Genomic DNA, 25287 nt, shown 5'->3' with positions numbered 1-25287 from the left:
CTATTTACCAAACCCCGCTTAGAGTTTAGAATGAGATATATTTTCTAAGAGAGAAAGTATTTTATGCCTATAAAATTGCTGGACAAGGCAACTATTGCCCGCATAGCCGCCGGGGAGGTTATTGAAAGACCGTCTTCAGTGGTCAAAGAGCTGCTGGAAAACTCTCTTGATGCCGGGGCTAAACGGGTGGATATTGTTATCCGCGAAGGCGGCATTGGCTGCATAGAAGTAAGTGATGACGGGTGCGGCATAGTTTTTTCGGAAGTTTTGCTGGCCTTTGAACGCCATGCCACCAGCAAGCTTTCCAGCTTTGAAGATATTTATGCCATCTCCAGTCTGGGTTTCAGGGGTGAAGCCCTGCCCAGTATTGCGGCGGTGGCGGATTTGGAAATGCTGACGGCTGCCCGAACTGAAGAAAGCGGCACTTATTTGTCTTTGTCCGGCGGCGAAATGATTAAGCATACCCGTATGGCACGTTCACCCGGTACTACTATAAAGCTCACCCACCTTTTCAGCCGGGTGCCTGCCCGCCTGAAATTCCTTAAAACCCCCCAGCACGAAGCCTCCAAAGTGTCGGAAGTGGTGCTGAGCTATGCTTTGGCTTACCCTGAGGTGAAGTTTACTCTGAGCATTGACGGGCGGAATACCTTAAATACCCCCGGTAACGGCAAACTGCGGGATGCCGTGCTGGAAATATACGGAAACGACGTTGCAAGTAAAATGCTGGATTTGGAAACAGACTCTTACCGTTCATCTGCCATAAATATCAGCGGTCTGGTAAGCCCGCCTGAAATCAGCCGTTCCAACCGTAATTCTCTCCATTTCTTTGTTAACCGCCGTCTTATCCAGAGCAGGGCTTTGCAAAAAGCGGTGGAACAGGCCTACAGCGGCTTGCTTACGGTGGGGCGTTACCCTATGGGGGTGATAAATATATGGCTGGATGGGGCGCTGGTAGATGTAAATATTCACCCCACCAAGGCGGAGGTAAAGTTTTCAGATGAAAATGCCGTCTTTACCTCTGTCCAGCGGGCAGTCCGTTCGGCACTGGTGGAGAAGCCACCCATCCCTCATATAGCCGAAGAAGCGCCTGTTTACCGGCAGGAATCTGCCATGCAAGAGCCAATCTGGGGTGAGACCCCAAAACCCGCCGGTACTGTCCAGCAGTATTTTTCGCCTGTTAGCCAGAGTGCTAAAACATCGGTTTTGCCGCTGCTGCGGCTGGTGGGGCAGATAGGCGGCCTTTACCTGCTGGCCGAAGGGCCGGATGGGCTTTACATAATAGACCAGCACGCTGCCCATGAGCGTATCCGTTACGAAGAAATTGCCTCACAAACCCCCTCTGAAAATGCGCGCCAGAGCCTTCTTGCTCCGTTTATACTGGAACTAAACCCGGTGCAGGAAGCCATGATTGAAAAATGCAAATCAGAGTTGGATTTAATGGGGTTTGAAATAGAAGAATTCGGCCGCAGAGTCTACCGTGTGCAATCAATCCCAGCCGGTTTTACCGCACCCCAGGCCAAAGCACTTCTTTCAGAGCTTGTTGATAACCCCAAAGATGCCCCGGCAGAGATAAAGGAACGTTTGAGACGACTGATGGCTTGCCATACCGCAGTTCGGGCAGGACAGGTGCTTAACGAGGCGGAGATGCGTGAACTGCTGCTGAAACTGGAGAAAACCGCTGTACCCGGCCATTGCCCTCACGGGCGCCCCACTATTGTAAAGATAGACTTCAGCCAGCTTGAAAAAGATTTCAAGCGTACTTAGTCTGTATCTGCCAGCGGTTCTCTGGGGCAGTCTTCCTCAGGGGTGTTTCTGTCCAGCAGTTCCTGCAGGGGTTTTTCAAGCAGTACCCCCGGCTGAATAAGCTCCCAGCGTACCATGCCGTCTTCTATAAGCTGGCGAATTTTCTTTTCGGAATCTGTGAGCTGGCAGTGTTTGCCGGTTTTGACTTCCACAATAACTATCTCACGGGGATTTCCCTGTGCCAACCCTGGAAAGACTATAAGGTCTATGGGGCTGCCCAGAAAACGGGCTTCGGTGGGGTCATATTTGAATTCGGGCAGGTAAGGGGTCATCTGTTCGGCAAAGCGGCCTCCCAGAGTGGCACGGCTTTGGGCAACAGATTGTTTTTGTACCCGCTCCATGTCTTTTTGCCAGAGAATTACCGCCGCATCCTGCCAGCGTTTAAAACGCCTTTCAAAAGACCAGCGCATATAATAATAAACCGCAAATATTGAAAGTATGGCGGTAATTATCACAATAAGGGCTACTATTAAGGGCGTGTCCATACTGCTTAAAACCTTTCTGAAAGGGTTTTAGCTGCTGCCGTGTTTGGTCAGGGGCAGACCCTGACGGCAGAGCGGGCAATCATCCGGTTTATAGGTGGTAGTGGCTGAACGCAGACAGCTGAAAACGGGAGCGTTAAATTCCAGAGCGGTATCCGAGCGGTCTACCAGTACGCCTATGCCTGCCACTTCACCCCCGGCTTTTTTAACTGCGGCCAGCACCTCGCGGACAGATTTGCCGGTGGTTAATATATCATCTACCACCAGTACTTTGGCTCCCGGTTTTATTACGAAACCTCGCCGGAAACCGCGCTCGCTGTCGGCAATTTTTTCGGCGAAGACACATTTCAGCCCCATCTGGCGGGCTATTTCATGGGCCAGAACTATACCCCCGGTGGTAGGTCCGGCTACCAGTTCTATCCCTTTGTCTTTGTAATGCCCGGCTATCATGCCGCAAAGCTGCTGGTTATATTCCGGGTTTTCAATGATTCTGAATTTTTCCCAGTAAATGGGGGAGTGCAGTCCCGAAGTCAACAGGAAATGACCCTTCAGTATCGCTCCGGTCTTTTCAAAGAGTGTTTCTACGTCTTCCATCACTAATCCCGTTTCATTATTAATAAAATAGGCAAAACGGCCAAAAAGTGAAATTCACCCAGAGGCCAGACCGATACCCAGGCTTTGCCGACAATATCCTCCCGGGAAACGAAAAATCCGTAACGGGAGTCAAGGCTTACCACACGGTTGTCTCCCATTACATAGTACTGTCCTTCCGGCACATATACCTTGGCAGTGGGGAAGGCTTTAGGATAAACAACATAAGGTTCTGACAGGGGCTGGTCATTTATATATACCGTGCCGTCTGCCTTTACTTCTACAGATTCACCAGGCAGCCCTATAATCCGTTTGATAAAGTCATTTTCATAGGGATACTGGGCGGGAGGGGGAAAGACAATAATATCACCCCGCTGGGGTTCCCCGAATAAATAGGAAACCTTGTTTACCAGCAGGCGTTGTTCATCTTTCAGGGTGGGGTCCATGCTGCTTCCGTCTACAATAGAGTAGGACAGGGTAGCTTTGGATATTCCGAATATAACCATGGCAACCAAAATTATACCGGCTAGTTCCAGCAGGAGGCTTTTCACGTTCGCAATATTCATCTGGGGCAAATTATACAACCTTTCTCATATTCATTCTACAAAAAATCCATCCATTTTTTAAAACGGTGCTAACTTCTTTTTGATGGGGGCGTTATATTATTTGAATATCAAGGAGGTAAAGATGAACAAAAAAATATTATTGCCCATAGTAAGCGGTTTACTGGTAGTTTCACTGGCCGGAGGCATAGCAGGGTGTGCTTCTACTACCACTGACGAAACAGATAATACAGACAGCCCCGGCGTTATCTGGAGCCAGCAAAATACCGGTGTTTGGGTAAACGGAAGCGGTGCGGTCACCGTCAGCCCTGATGTAGCCATTTTGACTCTTGGAGTAGAAAGCACGGGTATCAGCATAGAGACAGCCCAGGCTCAGGCCGCTCAGGCCATGAATGCCATGATAAACTCCCTTAAGGCCAACGGTGTGCTGGAAAAAGATATCAAAACCAGCAGCTATTATATCTACCCTGTTACCGAATGGGTTGATAACAAGTCTACTATTGTGGGTTATAGGGTAAGCAATCAGGCAGAAGTAAAAATCCGCGAGATTGCCCAGACTGGCAGTATTCTTGATGACGCAGTCCGAGCTGGTGGAAATGACAGCCGGGTAAACGGTCTGTATTTCTCAATAGATGACCCCTCTGCTGCCTATGAACAGGCTCGTGCCCTTGCCATTCAGGATGCCAAGGCCAAGGCTGAACAAATGGCTTCCGTGGCTGGCATAAGCTTGGGCAAACTTATTTACATCTCTGAAACCAGCAATTATATACCCCGCTGGGACTACACTAAAGATGCAGGTATGGTAAGCTCTGCTCCCGAAATCACCCCGATTACTTCAGGGGAAACCACGGTAACGGTAACTGTTCAGGCCGTTTACAGTATAAAATAAATTCGGAATATCCAACTAGCTGATTCGGAGCCGCCCTCAAAGGCGGCTCCGGGTTTTTAGTGTATATTGTATGGATATTCGGCAATGCATTAATACCAGTGCAGGTTTGCAAAAAATGAAGATTTGATGCTAGAATGCCAGCATTATGAAATATATGTCTCAAGCTTTATCACTTGCCAAGCTGGCCATTGGTCAGGTTAGCCCCAATCCGTCGGTGGGGGCTGTTATTGTTAAAAACGGCGAAGTGGTCGGTCAAGGTTTCACCCAGCCGCCAGGCGGTGACCATGCTGAGATAGTGGCCTTGAAACAGGCTGCCGAAAAAGCCAAAGGAGCTGCTTTATATGTGACTTTGGAGCCATGTTGCCATCAGGGGCGAACCCCGCCATGCACCGGCTCTATTATAGAATCAGGTATAAAAGAAGTTTATATTGCTACGCTGGATGATAATCCTTTGGTTTCCGGGAAAGGTAAAAAAGAGCTGGAAAATGCCGGTATCAAGGTGCATCTGGGTATGATGGAACGTGAAGCCCGCCAGATGAACGAAGCATATTTCAAGCATATTACCACTGGCATGCCCTTTGTTACTGCCAAATATGCCATGAGCCTTGACGGCAAGACAGGTACGCGCACCGGTGATTCCAAATGGATTTCCAACGAAGAATCCCGTCATTTTGCTCATTATATCCGCCATATATCTGATGTGATTATGGCCGGGCTTAATACCATACTCAAAGATGATCCCCATCTGACAGCCAGAGTAAACTGCGGGCGGGGTGGTACTTCACACAGTCAGCCTACCAGGGTAATTATTGACGATAACGGCCGGGCGCCTTTGAGTTCAAACGTTTTTCATGTTCCCGGCAATACCATTGTAGCTGTAGCCAAGGGGCTTACCCCTGAGGAAAAACAGGCGTATGATGAAGTTGGGGCGAAAGTGGTGGAGCTGCCTGATGAACGGGGGCTGGTAGATTTAAAAGCCCTGCTGCGTTATCTGGGGCAAAATGGGGTAACCAGTGTGTTGGTGGAAGGCGGCGGCATTGTGCTGGGTTCGCTTTTTGACCTGAAACTGGTAGACAAGGTTTTGGTATTTGTCGCTCCTATCATCATAGGCGGCAAGGATGCCAAGATTCCGGTTGCGGGTTTGGGAGCAGAGCTAATTACAGATTCGGCCAAACTTCGGGATATTACCACCACTGCCTTTGGACAGGACGTTTTGATTTCCGGTTACGTTATTAAGGAGTAACCGTGTTTACAGGCATAGTTGAGGAACTTGGGTTTTTCAAAACCCAAAGCCCCGCCGGTTTACATATTGGGGCAAAGCTGGTGCTGGAATCGCTGAAAGTAGGTGACAGCATAGCGGTTAATGGCGTCTGCCTGACAGTCACCCGTTTTGATAGCTCTTCTTTTCATGCGGATATCATGCCCGAAACCCTGCGTCTTTCAAATCTGGGCAAATTGCCCTCTAATTCCCCTCTAAATCTGGAACGTGCCCTTACTACTAACAGCCGAATGGGTGGGCATCTGGTGCAGGGGCACGTAGACGGCACTGCCAGGTTAATTTCCTCAGTGCCTGAGGGTAATGCCTATGTGCTTACCTTTGAAGGCGAAGCAAACTTGACTCGTTATATGGTTCACAAGGGTTTTGTAGCGGTAAACGGGGTTAGTCTGACTATCACAAGTTTGCAGGAAAGACGCTTTTCCATTTCTCTGGTAAACCTGAGCCGTAAATCAACCAATCTGGGGCTGCTTAAGTCGGGGGATACGGTAAACATAGAAACTGATATAATAGGTAAATACGTGGAGAAACTGTGCCGGACAGAACAGGGTATCAGCCCGCAGTTTCTGGCCGAAAACGGTTTTTAAGCCCGTTTAACTTTGCAGGGGGAGTATATCTTATGCCTAATGCCCGTGTTGAAGACGCCATTGCAGATATAAAAGCAGGCCGGTTTGTTATTGTAGTAGATGACTATGACCGCGAAAATGAAGGTGATTTGGTCATGGCATCTGAAATGGTCACGCCTGATGTCATAAATTTTATGGCTAAAAATGCCCGCGGCCTTATTTGTGTTTCACTCACTGCCGAAAGGCTTGAACAGCTGAAAATACCCATGATGGTTACGGAAAATACCTCGCCTTACAGCACCGGTTTTACAGTTTCGGTAGAAGCCCGTAAAAAGGTTACTACCGGTATTTCGGCGGCTGACAGGGCGGCTACCGTTCAGGTTTTGATTGACACGGCAGCTACCCGTGAAGATATTGCCATGCCCGGTCATATGTTTCCCCTGCGCGCCCGCGAGGGTGGAGTGCTGGTAAGGGCGGGACATACCGAAGCCTCTATGGATTTAGCCCGTATGGCGGGGTTGTATCCTTCGGGTGTGCTTTGTGAGATTATGAATGATGACGGCACTATGGCCCGTCTGCCACAGCTTGAAGCGAAAGCCACCGAATGGGGTATCAAGATAATAAGCGTCAAGGACATAATTTCCTATCGCCGCCGCACTGAGAAAATGGTTAAAAAGATAACCGAAGCCGAACTGCCTACTTCTCACGGCCAGTTTAAAGCGGTTGCCTATAAAAGCCAGTTTGATGCTGACGAACACATTGCTCTGGTAATGGGAGATATCTCCGGCCCGGAGCCGGTTTTGGTCAGGGTACACAGCGAATGTATCACTGGTGATGTCTTTGGCAGCAAGCGCTGTGATTGCGGTGAGCAGCTGGATATGGCGCTTAATCAAATAGCCAAAGCCGGGCGGGGAGTGCTGCTTTATATGAGGCAGGAAGGCCGCGGCATAGGCCTGCATAACAAGCTGTGCGCATATGCTCTGCAGGACAAGGGTCTGGATACTGTTGAGGCTAATATTGAACTTGGTTTTGCACCAGACCTGCGTGAATACGGTATAGGTGCTCAGATATTGGTAGATTTGGGCTTAAGTAAAATCCGTATGATGACCAATAACCCCAAAAAGGTGGTTGGTCTGGAAGGTTACGGCATTAAAGTAGTGGAAACTGTTCCGATAATTGTTGAACCCAACAACTATAACCGCCATTATCTGGAGACCAAACAGAAAAAAATGGGTCATATTTTACACGTAGATAAGGTAAACTAAGAGAGATACATCTTAAGGAGTATGCAAAATGGGTAAAGAGTTTTCGGGTGTTTTAAACGGGCAGGGCTTGAAAGTGGCTCTGGTGGTGTCCCGCTTTAACGAATTTATTACTTCAAAGCTACTGTCAGGGGCAAAAGACAGCTTGGAACGCCACGGGGTGAGTGCTGACAATACGGACGTAGCCTGGGTTCCGGGTGCTTTTGAAATTCCGCTTGTAGCTCAGAAACTGGCCAAGAGCGGCCGCTACGATGCGGTTATTTGTCTGGGGGCGGTTATCCGGGGCAGTACCCCCCATTTTGAATATGTATCCAGCGAAGTGTCCAAGGGTATTGCCAGAGTGGGGCTGGATGCGTCTCTGCCGGTGATATTCGGGGTTATAACCGCAGATAGCATTGAACAGGCCATTGAGCGGGCAGGCACCAAGATGGGCAACAAGGGCTTTGATGCGGCTACTCAGGCTATTGAAGTGGCCAATTTGATGAAAAACCTCGGCTAAGTAACTTTATAAACCATGTCTCCCGGCCGTACCCGGTCGCAGACTCTTATGCCAACACTATCGCCGGCTTTGGCCTCGGTAAGGTTGGCATGATTTATTTGGATGGAATTTACTTCCTGCTCAAAGTCAGTGGTATGGCCTTCTATACGTATGGTATCCCCCACTTTGAGCTGGTCTATCAGGTCTATACCGGCCACCCCGGGATGGGCAAAATAATCGGAAACTGTACCTACCAGCAGTTCAGGCATTTCCTTCTCCGTTTCCGCCCTCTCGCTTTCAGTATAAAACCGCATACACCCGCAGGCAATACCCTTGTCCGAAAACCCGCTAAATGTTTTGACATGTTCTGCTTTCTTACTTATAATGGGTTAAATCTGAACGGAGGTATCACTTGGCAAACAAAGACAAGCCCTCCATGAAAAAGCACAGTGACGATATAAGCCTGGACGATATCAATAACCGTCTGGAGCTTTTTGACCAAAGGCTGGATAATATTGATTCGGTAGTTTCAGCAGTGGTTGAACGGGTGATGAGCCAGCCGATAACTATATCCACTACTTGCCCCCACTGCGGCAAGAATCTGGATATTGCTCTGGTAGGCAACCGCAGACCCACTGTATCCAAGTAGTTTTTCCTGCATCACTTTTCATTATCATGTTATGGGAGGTATGTACATATGCAAATGATAGGTACGCTCAGTCAGTTCCGTTATGATGTCTTTAAGCGGCGTAGTGCCTTAAATATATGGGCTAAAATAGGGCTGACTTTGGCAGCTGCGGGCTTGATTGCTCTGTCCGCCCAGATAAAACTGCCCCTGCCGTGGACTCCCATACCTGTTACACTGCATACTTTTGCCATCTTGCTTTCAGCTGTTTTGCTGGGCAGGTGGTGGGGCGGTGCAGCTGTTGCCATGTATGCAGTTGCCGGTTGGGCTGGTATTCCTGTTTTCAACGGCTGGAGTGCCGGTGTAACCGCCACAGCCGGGTATCTGGCGGGATTTGTTTGCCTGTCTCTTTTCCTGGGCTATTTTGCTGACAGATATATACGGGCGCGCAGTTTTACCACCATGTTTGGCCTGATGCTATTTGCAAACTTTGCCCTGGTATATATACCCGGTCTTTTCTGGCTTAATTACTGGCTGTCATCTGTTGTCGGGCAGCCTGTCAGCTTTACTGCTTTGCTGTCTATGGGGCTTGTGCCTTTTATTGCCGGGGATATTATCAAGATAGGTGTAGCCGCCCTTATTGTAAAGGGTGTCACTCCTAAAAAGGCTTTCGGTAACGAACTGGATGCTCATAAAATGGCGGGCTGGAATATCTTCTAAGTCTCATTTGACGCTAAGGTGCTAAGCTAGTAAAATATGTTTCTCTTGGGCGGTTAGCTCAGTTGGTTAGAGCGCAGCGTTGACATCGCTGAGGTCAGTGGTTCGACCCCACTACCGCCCACCATTTTTAAACGTAAACAGTAGTAATATTTAATAGATAGAACTATGCTCTACTAATCATTCACAAATATCCTCTCATTAAGAATCATACGAACATTGATTGACGCTATTCTTTATTTAGTGTTAGGATGTGACCGACTAATAAGACATTCGATATGTTGGACATTAATAGGGATAAAAAAATCATATGAATGGTCCTTTTCCGAAAGAAACACATCCTATGAAGGGGTTTCCCCAAGTCTGCTATATTAAGAATACAGTTACTAACCCACAGATTATCATTGGGGATTATACGTACTATGATGACCCCGATAATTCCGTAAATTTTGAACGCAATGTTTTGTATCTGTATCCATTCATGGGAGATAAGCTCATCATTGGTAAATTTTGTGCAATCGCCCGTGATGTCAAATTCATTATGAATGGTGCTAATCACAAGCTTAACTGTATCTCTACTTATCCATTCAGTATCTTTGGCAATGGTTGGGAACGGATCACTCCTAAAATAGAAGAACTACCTTTCAAGGGTGATACAGTAGTTGGGAATGATGTATGGATAGGCTATGATTCGCTAATAATGCCGGGAATAAAAATAGGGGATGGAGCTATCATTGCTGCTCGGTCTGTGGTAACAAAAGATGTGGCTCCTTATACGATAGTTGGAGGAAACCCCGCTAGAGTAATCAAGACACGTTTCTCCAGCGAGATAGTAAATATACTGCTGGAGATAAAATGGTGGGATTGGGATATTGAAAAAATCACCCGAAATTTGGAGACTATCACTTCAGACAATATACTCATTTTGCTAAAAGCTAAATAACTCTTTAGTCATGTTAGGAGTACTATTCTGTCAAGATGGCTTGTTTCCTGAATACATAAGTTGAAACTAAGTCCAAAGATTCTGGTTCTGCCTACCGTACAGCACCGCCCACCATCCTGTACAATAGGTATATTTGCACTTTCTGTATTTGCCGCAACAAACGGTTTAAGTATTCTAAAGCGGTTTTATTACCTTCTTCAGCATAGTTTTACAAAGCCCCACATATCGGGTTTAGCTGTGTTCACCTAGTTCAGACATATTTATTATCAATGGTGTGTTATTTACTTATAAGGCTGGAACAGGGTTTAAGATATGGCATCCTGCTTGGTCAATAATCCGCTGCCGCTTCCTCGCAACCATCTGAATATAAAACGCCCCTTGGGCTTTTGCCGGTTATTTTTAAGTATCAGCTGTCTGGTTTTTCTTTAATTTAACGGCTTTTTCATGGCAGGCGCTTACGCAATTGCCACAGCCTTCACAGCGTTCCGCATGAATTAAACGGGCTTGTTTACCGCCATGTGCCGATACTTTCAGTCTGGCTATAAAGGGCAGACGGCCTTTTTCTTCCGCAGATAGGTGATATATTTCAAATACGCTATTGGGGCATACCATGGTGCATTCTCCGTCTCCCTCGCATTTTGAAGTGTTTATTACAGGGGTAAAATCACCTGGATTATGTTTATGGCTGTTTGACTGCATGTTTTGCCTTTCTAAAATATATATAATTAGCTTGCCACAAAGTCTGAAAGCGGGGTTATACCGGGGTAAAAATCAGATTAAGAGTCTGCTTCTGCCATTCCTGATTCAAACTGGCTGTTATAAAGTGAAGCATAAAATCCATTTGCTTCGAGCAGTTTTGTATGGTTACCTTGTTCCACAATCTCGCCGTTTTTCATTACAAGGATTATATCTGCGTTGCGGATTGTGGACAGGCGGTGGGCAATTATAAATGCGGTCCGGCCTTTCATCAGATTTTCCATTGCTCGTTGGATCAGCATTTCAGTTCTGGTATCTACCGAGCTGGTAGCTTCGTCCAAAATTAAAATCTTGGGGTTGGCCAAAACGGCTCTGGCAATGGTCAGCAACTGTTTTTGACCTTGGGAAATATTGCTGGACTCCTCGTTCATTATCATTTCATATCCGCTAGGCAGGGTGTGTATAAAATGGTCTACGTAGGCAGTTTTGGCTGCGGTATAGACCTCTTCGTCAGTTGCGTCCAGCTTGCCGAAGCGGATATTATCCATAATGCTGCCATTAAAGAGCCATGTATCCTGAAGTACCATGCCGAAAGCATTCCGGTATTCCTGTCTCTTTATATTCTGTATATTGACCCCGTCTACCAGAATCGCTCCGCTGTTTACATCATAAAAACGCATCAACAGCTTGACCATGGTAGTTTTACCTGCGCCCGTAGGGCCTACAATGGCTACCCGCTGGCCGGGTTTTATATCTGCATTGAAATCTTTGATTATAGTTTTTGTCGGGCTGTAGCCAAAGGACACATCTTTAAAGCTGACAGCACCTGAAATATCCTTCAGGCTGACCGGGTTAGACGGTTCGGGTACTTCCTCGTCTTCTCCCAGAAATTCAAAAATACGCTCGGCTGCTGCCGCTGTAGACTGGAGTACATTTACAATATTGGCGGTTTGCGCCAGTGGCTGGGTAAATGACCTGACATACTGGACAAAGGCCAGTATATCGCCTACCTGAATAGTTTTTTGTATGGCCAAAAAGCCGCCCAGAATACATACAACCACATAACTCAGGTTGCCTATGAAGTTCATCATGGGCATCATAATGCTGGATAAAAACTGGGCTTTCCAGGATGCACCGTATAGCTCTTCATTCAGCCCTTTGAATTTGGCTATGGATTTTGCCTCACCGTTAAAGGCTTTCATAACATTGTGGGCGGAATACATTTCTTCCACATGGCCGTTTATATGACCCAGATAGTCCTGTTGTTTGCGGAAATATTTTTGGGACCGCCCGACAATCATGGAAATCAGGCCTATAGAGACGGGGACTATTATCAGCGAAGCCAGTGCCATAACCCAGTTTATAGTGAACATCATCACCAGTACGCCCAGTATGGTAACTATAGAGGTGACCATTTGTGACATGCTCTGGGTCAGGGTGTTGGATATCAAATCAACATCGTTGGTTACGTGGCTCAGCACTTCGCCGTAGGTCTTGTTGTCAAAGAATTTCATTGGCAGGCGGTTTATTTTTTCGGCTATCTGCTTACGCAGGTCATAAGTAACCTTGATGGATACGCCGGTCATTATGTAGCCCATAATATAGCTGCATATGGCACTGATTGCGTATAGCCCAACCAGAATCAGTACGATATTGCCAATATAGGTAAAATCAATGCCGGCACCTGCTGCATTAGTAACTTTACTGACCAAACCTTCAAAAAGCTTGGTGGTTGCATTGCCTAACAGTTTCGGGCCGATAATGGTAAATACCGTACCCAAAATGGCTAATACCAGAGCAATAATAAGCGTAAAACGGTACGGTGTCAGGTATTTCAAAAGGCTGGCCATGGTGTCCTTAAAATTTCTGGCTTTTTCACCTGAATGAGCCATACGCATTCCGCCCATAGGACCGCCGCCCATGTGCATGCCGCCGCCCATAGGTCCGCCGCTCACCGGCATTTGGGTTCGGGGGGTATTTCTGTTCTGGCTCATGCTGATAACTCCTCCATGGATAGCTGTGAGAGGGCCAATTCGCGGTATACTGTGCAGTTTTCCATCAGCTCTTTATGGGTGCCTTTTCCGGCAATCCGCCCGTTGTCCAGCACGATAATCTGCTCGGCATGCATAACGGTATTTATCCTTTGGGCTACAATCAAGACCGTAGCATTGTGAGTCTCTTTTTTGAGGGCTTTTCTCAGAGCCGCATCTGTCTTGAAATCAATGGCGGAGAAGCTGTCATCAAAGATATATATTTCTGGTTGCTTGGCTACGGCTCTGGCAATAGCCATCCTTTGTTTTTGACCGCCGGATATATTTGCCCCTCCCTGCGAGATAGGTGTTTGGAGGCTGTTTTCAGCAGTGTCAATATATTCTGTCAGCTGGGCAATCCGGGCGGCTTTTTTTAGTAAATCTTCATCCGCATTTTCATTTCCATACCCTATATTGCTCTCTATAGTGCCAGAGAATAAGCCGGCTTTTTGGGGGATGTATCCGATTTTATCCCGCAAGGCATACTGGGTGACACTGCGTATGTCAGTGTTATCTATCAAAATCTGGCCTTCGGTTATATCGTAAAAGCGGGGAATGAGATTAACCAGAGTTGATTTGCCGCTGCCTGTGCCGCCTACAATGGCGGTAGTTTGCCCGAGTTTGGTCGCAAAAGAAATATCCTTCAGGACATAATCATCTGCGCCGGGGTATTTAAAACCTACCTTTTGAAATTCCACTTTGCCTCTGGTGTTGGTATCAAAGCTTATGGGGTTTTCGGGGTCCTTGATGGCTGGTTCAGTTTCCAGTACCTCCGCAATGCGTTGGGCGGATACGGTAGCTCTGGGCATCATGACAAATACCATGGAGACCATAAGGAAAGCCATAATAATTTGCATGGAGTACTGCATAAAGGCCATCATATTGCCTACCTGCATGGCACCTGCATCTATCTGATGTGCTCCCACCCAGATAATCAGCACTCCTACCCCGTTCATTATCAGCATCATGGCCGGCATCATAAATACCATTACCCGGTTGATAAACAGAGATGTTTTAGTAAGGTCTGCGTTGGCTTTTTCAAATTTTGTTTCTTCCAGTTGCTGCTTGTTGAATGCGCGTACAACCATCAGTCCGCTTAGCATCTCACGGGTAACCAGATTTAATTTATCAACAAACTTCTGGATTATTCTGAACTTGGGTATTGCTACTGCGAAAACTACGCCTATCATAGCCAGTATTGCCATTACGGCGGAGGCAATAATCCATGACATGGAGACATCCTGTCCCAGAGCTTTGATTATGCCGCCTACACCCATAATAGGTGCATAGAATACAATCCTGAGCAGCATGACCAGTATCATTTGTATCTGCTGGATATCATTGGTAGAGCGGGTTATCAGCGAGGCCGTAGAAAATTTATCGAATTCACTGTTGGAATAACTTTCCACCTTAATAAAAACCTTGCGGCGGGTGTCCCTGCCGAAGCCTGCGGCTACCCTTGCGGACAGAAACCCCACGGTAACCGAAAGGGTTACACTGACCAGTGTAAGCAGTAGCATCAGTCCGCCGATTCTGAACATATAGTTCATTTGCAGCCTGTTCAGGTCAATGCCGATAGTTTGATACTCTGTGGCCAGATAACTTACGGCGGATTGGGCAACCATACTTTTGGGTATAGCGGACAGATGGCTTTTGGCACTCTGGATAATGGTATCAAGCTGTTCTGCCGGTAAATTTGCCAGTGCCTCAAATATATCTGCTCCGTCAGGCAGTTCAAACTGGTCGCCCAGGATATCAGCCGCCGTTCCATTTTCAATATACGATACCATCAGTATCGACAGAGGCATAACGGTGTTTAAGCGGTTTAGGGCATTTTCATCATCAGTATTCAGCTTGTATATAGGTTCGTTTGCCAAACCGGGATAGGATTCCAGGTATTGGTTATATTCAGCGGCAGGCAGCAAATCTTTATCCAGCAGTATGTAGTACCCGGTGACCGCTGCCTTGTCTTCACTGTCTACAAAAAGGAGTATGCGGGACATTTCACTGGAACGTATAGCCGTAGGGGTGGCATTTTCAATGCCCTGTTGCTGTACGCCTATGTTTATAATTTTTGACATAAGGTCCGGCAAAGACAAGTCACTCATAGCCTGACCCAGCAGCAGGATAAAAATAAATATGACAGACCAGGTAAACGGTTTAAGCGATTTAATTAATTTCCACAAAGGGTATCTCCTCCTGAGAAGGCAGTCTATCTGTTAAGGAGCTAAAACATTTCTTCTTTGGTGACTATTTCAGGGCTGACCTTGGCAATTATTCTGGTTAGCTCTTTAAGTTCATCAGTGTTCAGAACGTCAAATTTTTTGATTGCAGAGCTGAAAAGTTCATTTTTAAACTGATGGATTTCATTTCTGGCAGACGGGGTCAGTTTTATCTTTATACTGCGTCTGTCAGCCGGGTCTGTTTCCCTTGTTATCAGTTTTTTATCGACTAATGTATTTATAAATTGGGTAATGGCACCGGGGGTTACTGAAGTCAGGCGGGCTAGCTCCTTGACGGATATTCCCGCATCATTGTACCTGCTGATTATCAAGACCAATCTGGCTTGGGGAGGGCTGAGGGAGGGCTTTATTACAGAAGCATCCCGCTGAACATTTTTCATTAAAGAAAACATACGTAAAAGAAGTTGCTGTAACAGCTCATCTCTTACCGTATCAGTTTCTTTCCGGAGTTGCTTTTCGGGCATCTGCTTTTAGAGTCCTTCCTTTTATAGTTTAGTTACTATATAATTTAGTAGCTAAATAGAAATTTGTCAAGCGGGTGATTAGTTTGCTCAAAAGAATCATTTGGTTTTATGGCTGATAGTGTTAATATTCGGGTATGAGTATTTTAACTGACAGTTTTGTCCTTCACGGAAAACCGCCATACACTTTGATGTTTTTGCACGGCGGGCCGGGTGCAGGCGGGGAATTGGCCCACTTGGCAGAGGATATAAGCCAAATAAAGGGGGTTATTGAGCCGCATCTTTACAGTCTCAGCATAAAGGCACAGATAGATTATCTGCGGGATGTTATTGCCAGTATAGGGCAGCGAAAAGTGCTGCTGTTGGGTCATTCATGGGGAGCATGGCTGGGTATTATATTGGCAGCGGCCTGCCCGCAGTATATTTCAAAGCTGATACTGGTATCTTGCCCGCCATTCTGTCAGACAGAGGCAAATGGCATTGCTGATATCCGCCTGGGGCGGTTGAATACAGAACAGAGGGGTAGATTAACAGCTTTGAATCGGCTGCTGGCTGAAGCTGATAATACTGCTATTGCTGATGAGGCTATGGCTGAGGTCGGGAAACTGTTTCTGCAGGCGGATACATATTCTTCCCTGAATCTGCCTGATACAGCGGCAGAGTGCAGTTACCAAACGTATAAATCTGTCTGGCAGGAAGCGCTTTCTTTGCGGCAGGGAAATAAGTTTGAAGGGTATTTGGCTTTGCTGGAATGTCCGGTGATTGCTATTCACGGGGACTATGATCCTCACCCTGCAAAACCAGTCTTCGAATATTTAGTAAACAATCTGACGAAGTTTTCTCCGGTTTTGCTCAGGCGGTGCGGTCATTGCCCGTGGCATGAAACGTATGCGAGGGAAGAATTCATAGCTTTGCTGAAAGAGGAAATCCGATATCACTCAAATACCGAAAATTGACGCCTGAGCGGCAGTGTTAGTGCTTTGGAAAACTTACAAAAGCAGACAGGGCAACAACGATAGTTATTCTTGACATATGCCTGATGCTTGTTATAATGCAACAAGGTGAAACTGAGATGAGTTGTTTAAATACTATAAAGCAGTCCGGTTATAAGCTGACTCTCCAGCGTAAGCTGGTAGTTGATGTTATCCATTCTGTTCCTGCCCATGTGACTGCTGAAGAGATAATAAACAAGGTTCAGGAGCAGTTTCCTGATATCAATCGCTCCACTGTCTACCGCACGCTGGATTTGCTGGAGAGTATTGGTTGTGTGGTTAAGAGCAAGATAGATGACCAGACTGTATATCACCATTCTGACGAAGGGCATCATCATCACCTTATATGCAGCCGCTGCGGACAATGGATAGAATGCAGTGACGAGATGCTGGCAAAACTTCGCTGTGATATCCAGTCAGAATACGGTTTTTCCCCAAATCTGAGCCACATGGTTATAAACGGTATTTGCGCTGATTGCCGCAAATAAGTGTGTGGCTGAAAGTATATTCATTTAAAACAGATAGTATAGATTATTGCATTCGATAAAGAAGGGGCGGAAACTTTCATTTCCGCCCCTTAATATATTTTATTTTGCCTAAAGCTACTCTTTGGGCATTACCAATGTGAGGTCATGGTGGATGCGTTTCAGTTTTCCTGTTTCTACCATTCCCTCATTGGCCGGGCTGGGGTTACAGGTGGGATAGGTAGCGGTAAGGTAGTATACCTGGGACTTGAGCCCTCCAAAGTAGAAATATCCGTTGGCATCAGTAATAGCTTCTCTTATTACATTCCCCTTTGAATCTTTCAGAATAACGCGGGCATCTTTTATCAGCTTGTTTTCACTGGTACAGCGTACGTGCCCGTAAACGCCGCTTCGGATATAAATGATACCTAACAGCAGAATCGGGATAGTCACCAGTGCTATCAGTATCCAGCCCCAAACCGGTAAACCGGAAGTTGAAGATGTATCAGGCGGTGTTACCGGAGGTGTCACTGGTGGCGTAACCGGAGGATTTACCGGAGGGTTAACCGGCGGTGTTACAGGCGGAGTGACGGGAGGTTGTGAGGGGCCGTCAGCTCCGGTAATAACCCAGCTTGAGGTATCTGTAAGTGATGCGGTGTTTATATCTGTGGCCGTCAGAGTTTGTGTGCCGTTGGTATTAAAGGTAACTCCCAGAATGAAAGTATGGACACCTCCATCTGCGGCAGTAAATGTGTAATTGGCAGGCAGCAGGGCTGACAAGTCTGACGAACTGAAATGGATGGTGCCCGTATAGGTGCTGGCTATCTGTCCAAACTGGTCATAGACGGTCACAGTAACGCTTACAGGACTTCCTGCAGTGGCTGTACCGCTGTTCGGGGTGAGATCTAAACGGTAGGCAGGTGCCGCACCTGCTACTACATTAAAGGAATTGCTTGTGCCGCTCATGCCGAAACCGTTTGCTGTGATGTAGTCAGAACTAAACGGAGTGTTGATAGTGAGGTTGACTATAGCTATTCCGTTTACCAAATTTACTATTGTCGGTGATAGACTGCCGCTAAGGTCGGAAAGGGTAAGCGGCCCGTTAAATCCGGTGGCTATGTTGCCAAACTGGTCAACTATGCTGATAGTTACGGAAAATGGCACCCCTGCACTTACCGTACCGGGTATGATAGTGAACTGGATATGGTAAATATAATTGATATCCCAATTTATCACGGAAGTATCGTTTAGAGCCGCATGGGTTACCTGTATAGTGGTAGTACCAATAGCGTTGGATTGAACTGCCACCACTGATTGCCCGTTAAGGTCTGTGGCAGTGCTATGGGTGGTAGTACCGCTGTCAGGGAAAATACCCGAACCGCTGATAATCTCCCAGTCAATAGATTCGTTTGGTACTGGGTTGCCGTACTGGTCTGTCAGCAAAGCCGTAAGAGTGGTGGTTCCGCCGGTATAGCCGCTTGCGGTTTCGGGGTTAAGGCTCAGGCTGAAAGGAGCTCCGGCGTATACATCAAAGTTGCCGCTTTTACCGTTGTAAGTGCCGTCTGTAGCATTCAGGAAATCTCCCAGATAGGCAGTGGTGATGCTGATGCTTATAGTGCCTGTGCCGTTTGTCAGGGTAATAGTCTGGGGGGATAGGCTGCCGGTTTGATCTATTATAGTTACCGGTCCGTTATAGCCGGTAATAGTATTGCCGAATTCATCTTTGGCAAGTACGGTAATATCAAAAGGTACGCCTGCGTCCTGATGGCTGTATATGGGGGTAAATATAAAATGGGCCATTTCGGCAGTGCCTACAGTATAGTTAGAGGTATCTGACATAGACGAATCATCTGCAGTCAGGGTAACTGAAGAAGCGGTGCGGAGTATAAGTTCACCGCTGAAGGTATGTGTGCCGGCATCTGCCGCCGTAAAAGTATAATCAAAGGGCAGGGTTGCCAGCGTATCTGTGGAAGTAAACACAACTGTGCCTGTATAACCGGTAACCAGATTGCCGTAGGCGTCATAAACGCTTACCTGTACTGTTTGCAGGCTGCCGGCAACAACACTGGCAATATCAGGGGTAAGGTCAAGAGTGGCTGCTGCACCTGCGATAATATTAAATAAGTTGCTTACTCCGTCTGCTATTCCGTCTGTGGCAAATATCTGGTCATGCTCGTATGCTTTGGTGATAGCAGCATTTGTAATGGTAGCGGTACCGTTTACCAGCGTAATAGTGAGCGGACTGAGGAAGCCGGTCATTTCTGAAAGATTGACTGTTCCGTTGTAAATGGTTATCAGAGTATCCGTGTCATCAAGTGCATTTACCGTTATGCTGAAATTTTCCCCGGCTACAATATCCGGAGTAGGGCTGACAATAACTTCAAAATGATCTACCGCTATCCAGTCTACACTGGAGCTGTCATTGTCAGCTGTGATAGTAGCGGTAATTGAACCGCTGGATGATGTAATGACAGCTGAGATAATACTGGCGTGTGCCTGTCCATTTGCATCTGTAAAACTCTCGGAGTAGTTAATAGTATTTGAGCCGGTCTGAGACCAGCTTACCGCTTCGCCGGAAACAGGATTGCCATATGCATCAGTCACGGTGGCGGTAAAGTGCTGAGTGTTGCCTACCAAATCTGCGCTGGCGGCAGGGGTAAGGGTTATATTGGCGGCATCACCGGCAGTGATGTCAAAGTAGTTGCTCTGGCCGGTTATAGCGGGGTCGGCATTGTCAACTGCAATCAGATAATAGTTTGTTCCGGCTGTAGTGTAGCTGATATTGAGGGTAACGCTTCCAGCAGTAAAACCTAGAGACGGGTAGTTAAGTAATGCTCCGCCGGTAAGGCTGTAAAAGGTAAGGGTAGCCGGGCCGGTATATCCTGGCAGGGTATTGCCGGCTGAGTCTTTGGCATAGATAACACAAACCACATCAGTACCGGCAGTTACGTTGTTGATATAGTCAAATGCAAAATAGGAAAGTGTTCCTGCCTGCCATGTTACAACAACAGATGGTGTGAGTGAGCCGTATGTTGCCTGAACGGTGGAAACACCGGTTGTATTCCAGCTTAGGTTGGCGTGTACCTCCCCGTTGGTATCAGTTATTGTATCCAAGGGGACTAATATACCGTCATCTGCCAGTGCTTCCCAGGTAATAGTTTTTCCGGGTACCGGATTTCCGAAGTAATCTGTGGCGGTGGCGGTAATAAGCACGGTAGTATTTGCATAAGGATTTGTATCCGAAGCGGTCAGTATCAAAGAATATATGTCCGCGGCTATTACGTTAAACTGGGTGCTTGTACCGCTTACCAGACCGTCCGTGGCAGTTATCGTGTCATGTTCATAGGCCTGGGTAACAGTGGCATCAGTAATGGTAGCAGTGCCGTTAACTAGAGTGATGCTGAGTGTGCTCAAAGTGCCGGTAATATCTGAGAGTGTAACCGGTCCGTTATAAGTGTCCAGCAGGCTGTTATCTGCTGTTCTGGCATTTACTGTTATGCTGAAATCTTCCCCGGCCACAATATCAGGTGTGGGGCTTACAATAACCTCAAAATGGTCAACCCCGACCCATGTTTGGTCAGAGGTGTCGCTAAGCAAACCTGAGGTCACTGTCAGGGTGGCAGTACCCGCGGCAGTAGAAAAAAGTATGGCATGGGCATATCCCTGTGAATCCGTCAGGCTGTCTTCATAGGTTATGCTGCCTGTGCCGCTTAGTGAAAAATCTATAGCCGCACCGGCTATGGGGTTGCCGTAAGCATCGGTTAGGCGGGCCGCATAATTGCTGGAAGTGTAAATATTGTTGCTTGATGCAGCCGGGCTTAGTGTCAGAGATGCCGGTGCACCTGTAGTTATGATAATGGACTGGGTGGTGTCTGTATAACCTCTGGAGGGTGTTTCAGACGCTTCTATAGTGTAAGTCCCTGCCGTGGTATCACGGTAATAGAAAGACACAGTTGACTGGCTGGAATTTGTGAGTATCTGGGTTATTGCCGCACCCAGCGGGGTCAGGCTGAAAACGCCGGTAGGTGAAGAACTGGTAAGGTTTAAATAAGTATCTGCGGCGTAATTTTTGGGGTTGCCGAAGGAATCATTAAGCCGCACGGTAATGATAGATGATGAAAGTCCCGCCCCAACTGTTTGCGGAGAAGTAGTGAAAATCATATACGGGGTAAGCAGGCTTACATCACCGGTAGTGACATCAATTTTGGCTGCACAGGTTTCTCCGAAACTGTTGGTGACAGTGTCTTTGACTGTTCCCACTGCCCCTATGGAGCCAGTGGCGGTATAAATAGCAGTTATCATAGTTGCCATGCCGCTGCCGTCATCGGTGACTGTGCCGTTATCTGTATACCAGTTAAATGGTATTTTTGCTTCAAAACTATAGTGGGTTCCGTCAGAAATCGCCAGCCGTCCGGCGGCATTGGCATCTACCATGCCGGTAAAACCGGGGAACGGATTAGCCACATTGGATAGCAGTCCAATAAAATTGCCGCTGGTAAAAGCCCCTATATTGGGGTAGGGTGATTGGTACTGGTAAAGTACGATTTTAATTTGGGGGGTTTCGGTACTGTGAGCCCATATCTGCAGCAGGTGGTCAGCTTTGCCTGCCGGGGCTATGCCCAGATTCAGCTGGATAAAATAACTCTGTCCGGGATTCATAGAAGTACCGCGGGTGTCTATGCGGTAGTAAATATTTTCTATAAGATTGGATGGACTGGCCGGAAGAAGCCCGTTTGAACTGCTCGAAAGAGCTACCCAGATATTGGTTATATCGCTGCTGGTATTGGTAAAGCCAGACCCGTCACCAACGCCGTTATTGGAATAATCTGTGCAGACATGCACTCCCTGACTGGGGGTTGCCATACTTCCCCAATCAGTGTAAACCCCGTCTGTTACCGAAAGCTGGCTTGATTCGGCAAAGGTATTGGCAGAAATGGTACTGGCAGGGGTAACAGCCAGCAGAGTGGGAAACAGCAGGGCAAAAGTGAGTACTAAACGGCTAAACAGTTTCAGGCCTTGCTTCAAAATCATATCTCATACTCCTCATCCTGGTTTATTGGAATATTTATTTCTTAATCAGCAGAGGTCACAAATGGACATGCCATATATTCCCAATATATTGTTACCCCTTATTATATTGCTGGTGTCAATAGAAAGATATAGGTAATATGTCTCAAAATTACTAAAAGTCCATTGAATATTTCCGGTTAAGATTTGTTCAATATGAGATTTGATGCTGGAGGGTAATGAAATATTGCTGTGGGTGAAAAATATTTTCCGGCATTTACGGTGAATATTCTGATATTTAGGTATAAACCTTGAAAAATGACTTAAAATATTTAAATAACTGAGGCAAAACTTTGAAAAGTGGGTATGGGTCATGGTATTCTATTGCACATCGGCGCTGGGCAGAAAAATACCGTGGGGGAAGTTTTTTTATTTTTTCCCGTAATAATCTTCCCTGAGCGGACTTATCAGCCTCTTTGCCCACAAGTAATTTACTAGAGGAGAAACGTGGACAAAATCAAGCTATTTTTCAACCCTAAGAGTGTAGCTCTGGTAGGCGCAACAGACAAAGAAGGTTCAACCGGTAAAATTATCCTTCAGAATCTTATCAAAGGTAAAGACCGAAGGGCTGTTTATCCGGTTAACCCGAACCGTGAGTCTGTACTGGAACAGAAATGCTATCCTACTCTGAAAGACTTGCCCGAAGTACCTGATTTGGTACTGGTGGTAGTCCCTGCCAAGTTTGTACCCCAGGTTATTGAAGATGCCGGTAAAGTGGGCACTAAGTCCGTTATTATCATCTCGGCCGGCTTCAAAGAGGTTGGGCCTGAGGGTAAAGCCCTTGAAGACAAAATTGCCGAAATTTCTAAACAGTATGGTATCCGGATCATAGGCCCCAACTGTATGGGTACTATGAGCCCCGCAAGCGGTTTCAATGCTACCTTTGCCCGTATGGAAATGCCCAAAACAGGCAACGTGGCTTTCCTGTCACAGAGCGGTGCTTTGGGCTCGGCTGTACTTGACTGGGCTATTGCCCGGAATGTGGGCTTTTCAGGGTTTGCTTCTATCGGCTCTATGATGGATGTCAATTTCGGTGATTTGATTGATTACTTTGGTACTGATGAAAATACCAAGAGTATTATTGTATATCTGGAGACCATGGGCGAAGCTAAAAAATTTATGAGTGCCGCCCGCGGTTTTGCCCGCACCAAACCTATTATCGTTATCAAACCCGGCCGCTTTGAAGAGAGCGCTCAGGCAGCCAAATCCCACACAGGTTCCATGGTGGGTAATGCCATGTTTGTAGACGCCATTTTCCAGCGGGCAGGCGTGGTTCGGGTAGACAACATTGGTGACCTTTTCAGCTGCGCCGCCATTTTGAATACTTCAAATCTGCCAAAAGGACCGAATCTAGCTATTGTAACCAACGCCGGCGGCCCTGCTGTGTTGGCTACTGATTCCCTTATGGAACAGAAGGGCAAACTGGCTCATATATCTGACGATACTGTTACCGCTTTGAATCCGGTTTTGCCTCCTTCATGGAGCAAAGGCAATCCCATGGATATTCTGGGAGATGCAGACCCTGAAAGGTATGCAGTCACCCTTGAAGCTGCCATTAAAGACCCCGGGGTGGATGGCGTAGTGGTTATTTACACTCCCCAGGGTGCGGCTAATCCTTTGGATATTGCTAAAACCATTGTCAAAATTGCCAAGAAGAGCAAGAAACCTGTGCTTACTTCGTGGATGGGTGATGCCAACGTGGCCGAGGCCCGGAAGCTCTTCTATCAGAACAATATACCCAGTTTTGAGTTCCCCGAAGAGGCGGTTAAGGGCTATATTTTCATGTATCGCTATGCTCGCGGACTTGAAAACCTTTATGAAACCCCTGAAGAGCTGGCAGTAGACGTTGACCCTTCCAAAGAGTATATACGGACTATCCTCAAGAAGGTGGCCAGCGAAGGGCGCACTCTTCTTTCCGAAACTGAATCCAAAAAGTTCCTTCAGGCCTACGGCATTGATGCTACCGTACCGTTTTTGGCACGGGATGCCAAAGATGCCGCCCAGATTGCGTCCGCTCTGCGTTTCCCGGTAGTGATGAAGATTGCTTCGCCGGATATTTCCCATAAATCAGACGTGGGTGGGGTTATCCTTGGGCTTAAAACTGAGGCTGAAGTTGAAAAAGCCTTTACCACCATGATGGAAAATGTAAAGGCAGCTTGTCCTGCGGCCAGTATTGAAGGTGTAACCCTGCAGCGAATGGTAGACAAATATGACTACGAGCTGATTATCGGCTCAAAGAAAGACCCTGTCTTCGGGCCGGTTATCCTGTTTGGCTCCGGCGGTATTGAAGCCGAATTCCAAAAAGATGTGGCTGTAGGTCTGCCGCCCCTTAATCAGGTACTTGCCAGACGGGTCATGGAAGGCACTAAAATCTACGAAATGCTTTACAAGGGTTTCCGCACCAAACCCCCGGCGAACTTACGTTTGCTTGAGGAAACTCTGGTCAAGTTCTCCAACTTGCTGGTGGATTTTCCTGAGATTATGGAGATTGATATTAACCCGCTGGCACTGCTGGGTTCAGAGGCCATTGCCCTGGATGCCCGCATAATCATAGACGAAGAATACATTAAAAATCCGGCGGGTGATCATAATCATCTTATTATTACCCCGTATCCGGCCAAGTATATCAAACCGTGGCATACCAAGGACGGACGTGATGTTATCCTCAGGCCTATCCGCCCTGAAGACGAGCCTATGGAAAAAGCCCTGCTGGAAGGTTTGTCCGAAGAATCTTCACGTATGCGCTTCTTCCACATACTCAAGGACATCAACCATTCCCTGCTGGTGCGTTTCTGCAATATTGATTATGACCGCGAAATGGCCATTATTGCCGAGTATAACGACAAGGGTAAAAAACGCAATGTGGGTGTAGGCCGTTTGATTATTGATCACAGCGGATTGGGCGGTGAGTTCTCGGTACTGGTGGCTGATGATTTCCAGCACCATGAACTGGGCGCTAAACTGCTGGATATGCTGATAGGCATTGCCCGCGAAAAAGGTTTGAAGAATTTCTACGGTGTGGTGTTGGCTGAAAACGTGGTTATGCTGAACCTGTGCAAGGATTTCGGCTTTAACGTTAAGAAGGATAAATCCACCGAATATAAAGTTAATCTGGAACTCTAAAACCAGACTGCAAGAA

General features: G+C 46.9%; 21 protein-coding genes and 1 tRNA gene. 13 read left to right on the top strand and 9 right to left on the bottom strand.

Annotation, left to right across the window (positions count from 1 at the left end):
* Positions 1–63: 63 nt before the first annotated feature.
* Positions 64–1764: a DNA mismatch repair endonuclease MutL gene (gene mutL, locus UCH007_RS04870; protein WP_046961207.1), complete on the top strand. Its 1701-nt coding sequence runs from the start codon at positions 64–66 to the stop codon at positions 1762–1764.
* Here mutL and UCH007_RS04865 read toward each other — a convergent pair.
* The 3 genes from UCH007_RS04865 to lepB are packed head-to-tail and all read right to left on the bottom strand — an operon-like array spanning position 1761 to position 3442.
* The gene (locus UCH007_RS04865) at positions 1761–2288 is read right to left on the bottom strand and encodes a Holliday junction resolvase-like protein (protein ID WP_046961206.1); all 528 of its coding nucleotides are present in this window, start codon (positions 2286–2288) and stop codon (positions 1761–1763) included. The genes mutL and UCH007_RS04865 overlap by 4 nt on opposite strands.
* 27 nt (positions 2289–2315) lie before the next feature.
* Positions 2316–2879 (bottom strand): orotate phosphoribosyltransferase, encoded by a 564-nt coding sequence (pyrE, locus tag UCH007_RS04860; RefSeq protein ID WP_046961205.1) that lies wholly within the window; start codon positions 2877–2879, stop codon positions 2316–2318.
* Positions 2880–2881: 2 nt separating this feature from the next.
* Positions 2882–3442, bottom strand: coding sequence for a signal peptidase I (gene lepB / locus UCH007_RS04855; RefSeq protein WP_023652498.1), 561 nt, complete (start codon positions 3440–3442; stop codon positions 2882–2884).
* 121 nt (positions 3443–3563) lie between these two features.
* Between lepB and UCH007_RS04850 the strand changes: the two genes are divergently transcribed.
* From UCH007_RS04850 to ribH, 5 genes are all read left to right on the top strand, one after another.
* Positions 3564–4328, top strand: coding sequence for an SIMPL domain-containing protein (locus UCH007_RS04850; RefSeq protein ID WP_023652497.1), 765 nt, complete (start codon positions 3564–3566; stop codon positions 4326–4328).
* Between the two features lie 145 nt (positions 4329–4473).
* Entirely contained in the window at positions 4474–5571 is a 1098-nt protein-coding gene (gene ribD, locus UCH007_RS04845) for a bifunctional diaminohydroxyphosphoribosylaminopyrimidine deaminase/5-amino-6-(5-phosphoribosylamino)uracil reductase RibD (RefSeq protein WP_046961204.1), read from the top strand.
* A 2-nt stretch (positions 5572–5573) separates the two neighbouring features.
* Complete coding sequence (locus UCH007_RS04840) at positions 5574–6191, top strand: riboflavin synthase (protein ID WP_046961203.1); 618 nt, start codon at positions 5574–5576, stop codon at positions 6189–6191.
* Positions 6192–6223: 32 nt separating this feature from the next.
* Positions 6224–7435 (top strand): bifunctional 3,4-dihydroxy-2-butanone-4-phosphate synthase/GTP cyclohydrolase II, encoded by a 1212-nt coding sequence (locus UCH007_RS04835; protein ID WP_046961202.1) that lies wholly within the window; start codon positions 6224–6226, stop codon positions 7433–7435.
* 28 nt (positions 7436–7463) lie between these two features.
* On the top strand, positions 7464–7931 hold the full coding sequence (gene ribH / locus UCH007_RS04830; RefSeq protein ID WP_010936877.1) for a 6,7-dimethyl-8-ribityllumazine synthase: 468 nt from the start codon (positions 7464–7466) through the stop codon (positions 7929–7931).
* Here the strand turns inward: ribH and UCH007_RS04825 are convergent.
* Positions 7928–8179, bottom strand: a complete 252-nt coding sequence (locus UCH007_RS04825; protein WP_046961554.1) for an EF-Tu/IF-2/RF-3 family GTPase — start codon at positions 8177–8179, stop codon at positions 7928–7930. The two genes, ribH and UCH007_RS04825, sit on opposite strands and share 4 nt — an antisense overlap.
* 143 nt (positions 8180–8322) lie before the next feature.
* On the opposite strand from UCH007_RS04825, the gene UCH007_RS04820 reads away from it, so the two are divergent.
* The 4 genes from UCH007_RS04820 (at position 8323) to UCH007_RS04805 (ending at position 10195) form a co-directional block, all read left to right on the top strand.
* Positions 8323–8559, top strand: a complete 237-nt coding sequence (locus UCH007_RS04820) for a hypothetical protein (RefSeq protein WP_010936875.1) — start codon at positions 8323–8325, stop codon at positions 8557–8559.
* A 48-nt stretch (positions 8560–8607) separates the two neighbouring features.
* Positions 8608–9255: a biotin transporter BioY gene (locus UCH007_RS04815; protein WP_046961201.1), complete on the top strand. Its 648-nt coding sequence runs from the start codon at positions 8608–8610 to the stop codon at positions 9253–9255.
* A gap of 47 nt (positions 9256–9302) precedes the next feature.
* A tRNA-Val gene (locus UCH007_RS04810) sits at positions 9303–9379 on the top strand.
* A gap of 183 nt (positions 9380–9562) precedes the next feature.
* Entirely contained in the window at positions 9563–10195 is a 633-nt protein-coding gene (locus UCH007_RS04805) for a Vat family streptogramin A O-acetyltransferase (RefSeq protein WP_046961200.1), read from the top strand.
* A gap of 399 nt (positions 10196–10594) precedes the next feature.
* Here UCH007_RS04805 and UCH007_RS04800 read toward each other — a convergent pair whose 3' ends face one another.
* The 4 genes from UCH007_RS04800 to UCH007_RS04785 all read right to left on the bottom strand — a co-directional run bounded on the left by UCH007_RS04800 (position 10595) and on the right by UCH007_RS04785 (position 15628).
* Positions 10595–10894: a 4Fe-4S dicluster domain-containing protein gene (locus UCH007_RS04800; RefSeq protein WP_046961199.1), complete on the bottom strand. Its 300-nt coding sequence runs from the start codon at positions 10892–10894 to the stop codon at positions 10595–10597.
* 77 nt (positions 10895–10971) lie between these two features.
* Positions 10972–12885 (bottom strand): ABC transporter ATP-binding protein, encoded by a 1914-nt coding sequence (locus UCH007_RS04795; protein WP_082111140.1) that lies wholly within the window; start codon positions 12883–12885, stop codon positions 10972–10974.
* Positions 12882–15107, bottom strand: coding sequence for an ABC transporter ATP-binding protein (locus UCH007_RS04790; protein WP_046961198.1), 2226 nt, complete (start codon positions 15105–15107; stop codon positions 12882–12884). Before UCH007_RS04790 ends, UCH007_RS04795 begins: the two co-directional genes overlap by 4 nt.
* Before the next feature lie 41 nt (positions 15108–15148).
* Positions 15149–15628 carry a MarR family winged helix-turn-helix transcriptional regulator gene (locus UCH007_RS04785; RefSeq protein WP_023652487.1) on the bottom strand — a complete coding sequence of 160 codons (480 nt, stop codon included), beginning with the start codon at positions 15626–15628 and terminating at the stop codon, positions 15149–15151.
* 134 nt (positions 15629–15762) lie between these two features.
* Between UCH007_RS04785 and UCH007_RS04780 the strand changes: the two genes are divergently transcribed.
* Complete coding sequence (locus UCH007_RS04780) at positions 15763–16581, top strand: alpha/beta fold hydrolase (RefSeq protein WP_046961197.1); 819 nt, start codon at positions 15763–15765, stop codon at positions 16579–16581.
* 116 nt (positions 16582–16697) lie between these two features.
* Positions 16698–17105: a Fur family transcriptional regulator gene (locus tag UCH007_RS04775; RefSeq protein WP_046961552.1), complete on the top strand. Its 408-nt coding sequence runs from the start codon at positions 16698–16700 to the stop codon at positions 17103–17105.
* A 114-nt stretch (positions 17106–17219) separates the two neighbouring features.
* On the opposite strand, the gene UCH007_RS04770 is transcribed toward UCH007_RS04775, so the two are convergent.
* Entirely contained in the window at positions 17220–22112 is a 4893-nt protein-coding gene (locus tag UCH007_RS04770) for an Ig-like domain-containing protein (RefSeq protein ID WP_082111139.1), read from the bottom strand.
* 483 nt (positions 22113–22595) lie between these two features.
* Here UCH007_RS04770 and UCH007_RS04765 point away from each other — a divergent pair, with 483 nt between their 5' ends.
* Positions 22596–25271 carry a bifunctional acetate--CoA ligase family protein/GNAT family N-acetyltransferase gene (locus tag UCH007_RS04765; RefSeq protein WP_046961196.1) on the top strand — a complete coding sequence of 892 codons (2676 nt, stop codon included), beginning with the start codon at positions 22596–22598 and terminating at the stop codon, positions 25269–25271.
* Positions 25272–25287: the final 16 nt, after the last annotated feature.

Source organism: Dehalococcoides sp. UCH007 (assembly GCF_001010485.1).
Taxonomy (GTDB): domain Bacteria; phylum Chloroflexota; class Dehalococcoidia; order Dehalococcoidales; family Dehalococcoidaceae; genus Dehalococcoides; species Dehalococcoides mccartyi_A.
The sequence above is the reverse complement of the archived record's forward strand: the minus strand, read 5'-3'. Positions and strand labels throughout refer to the sequence as shown.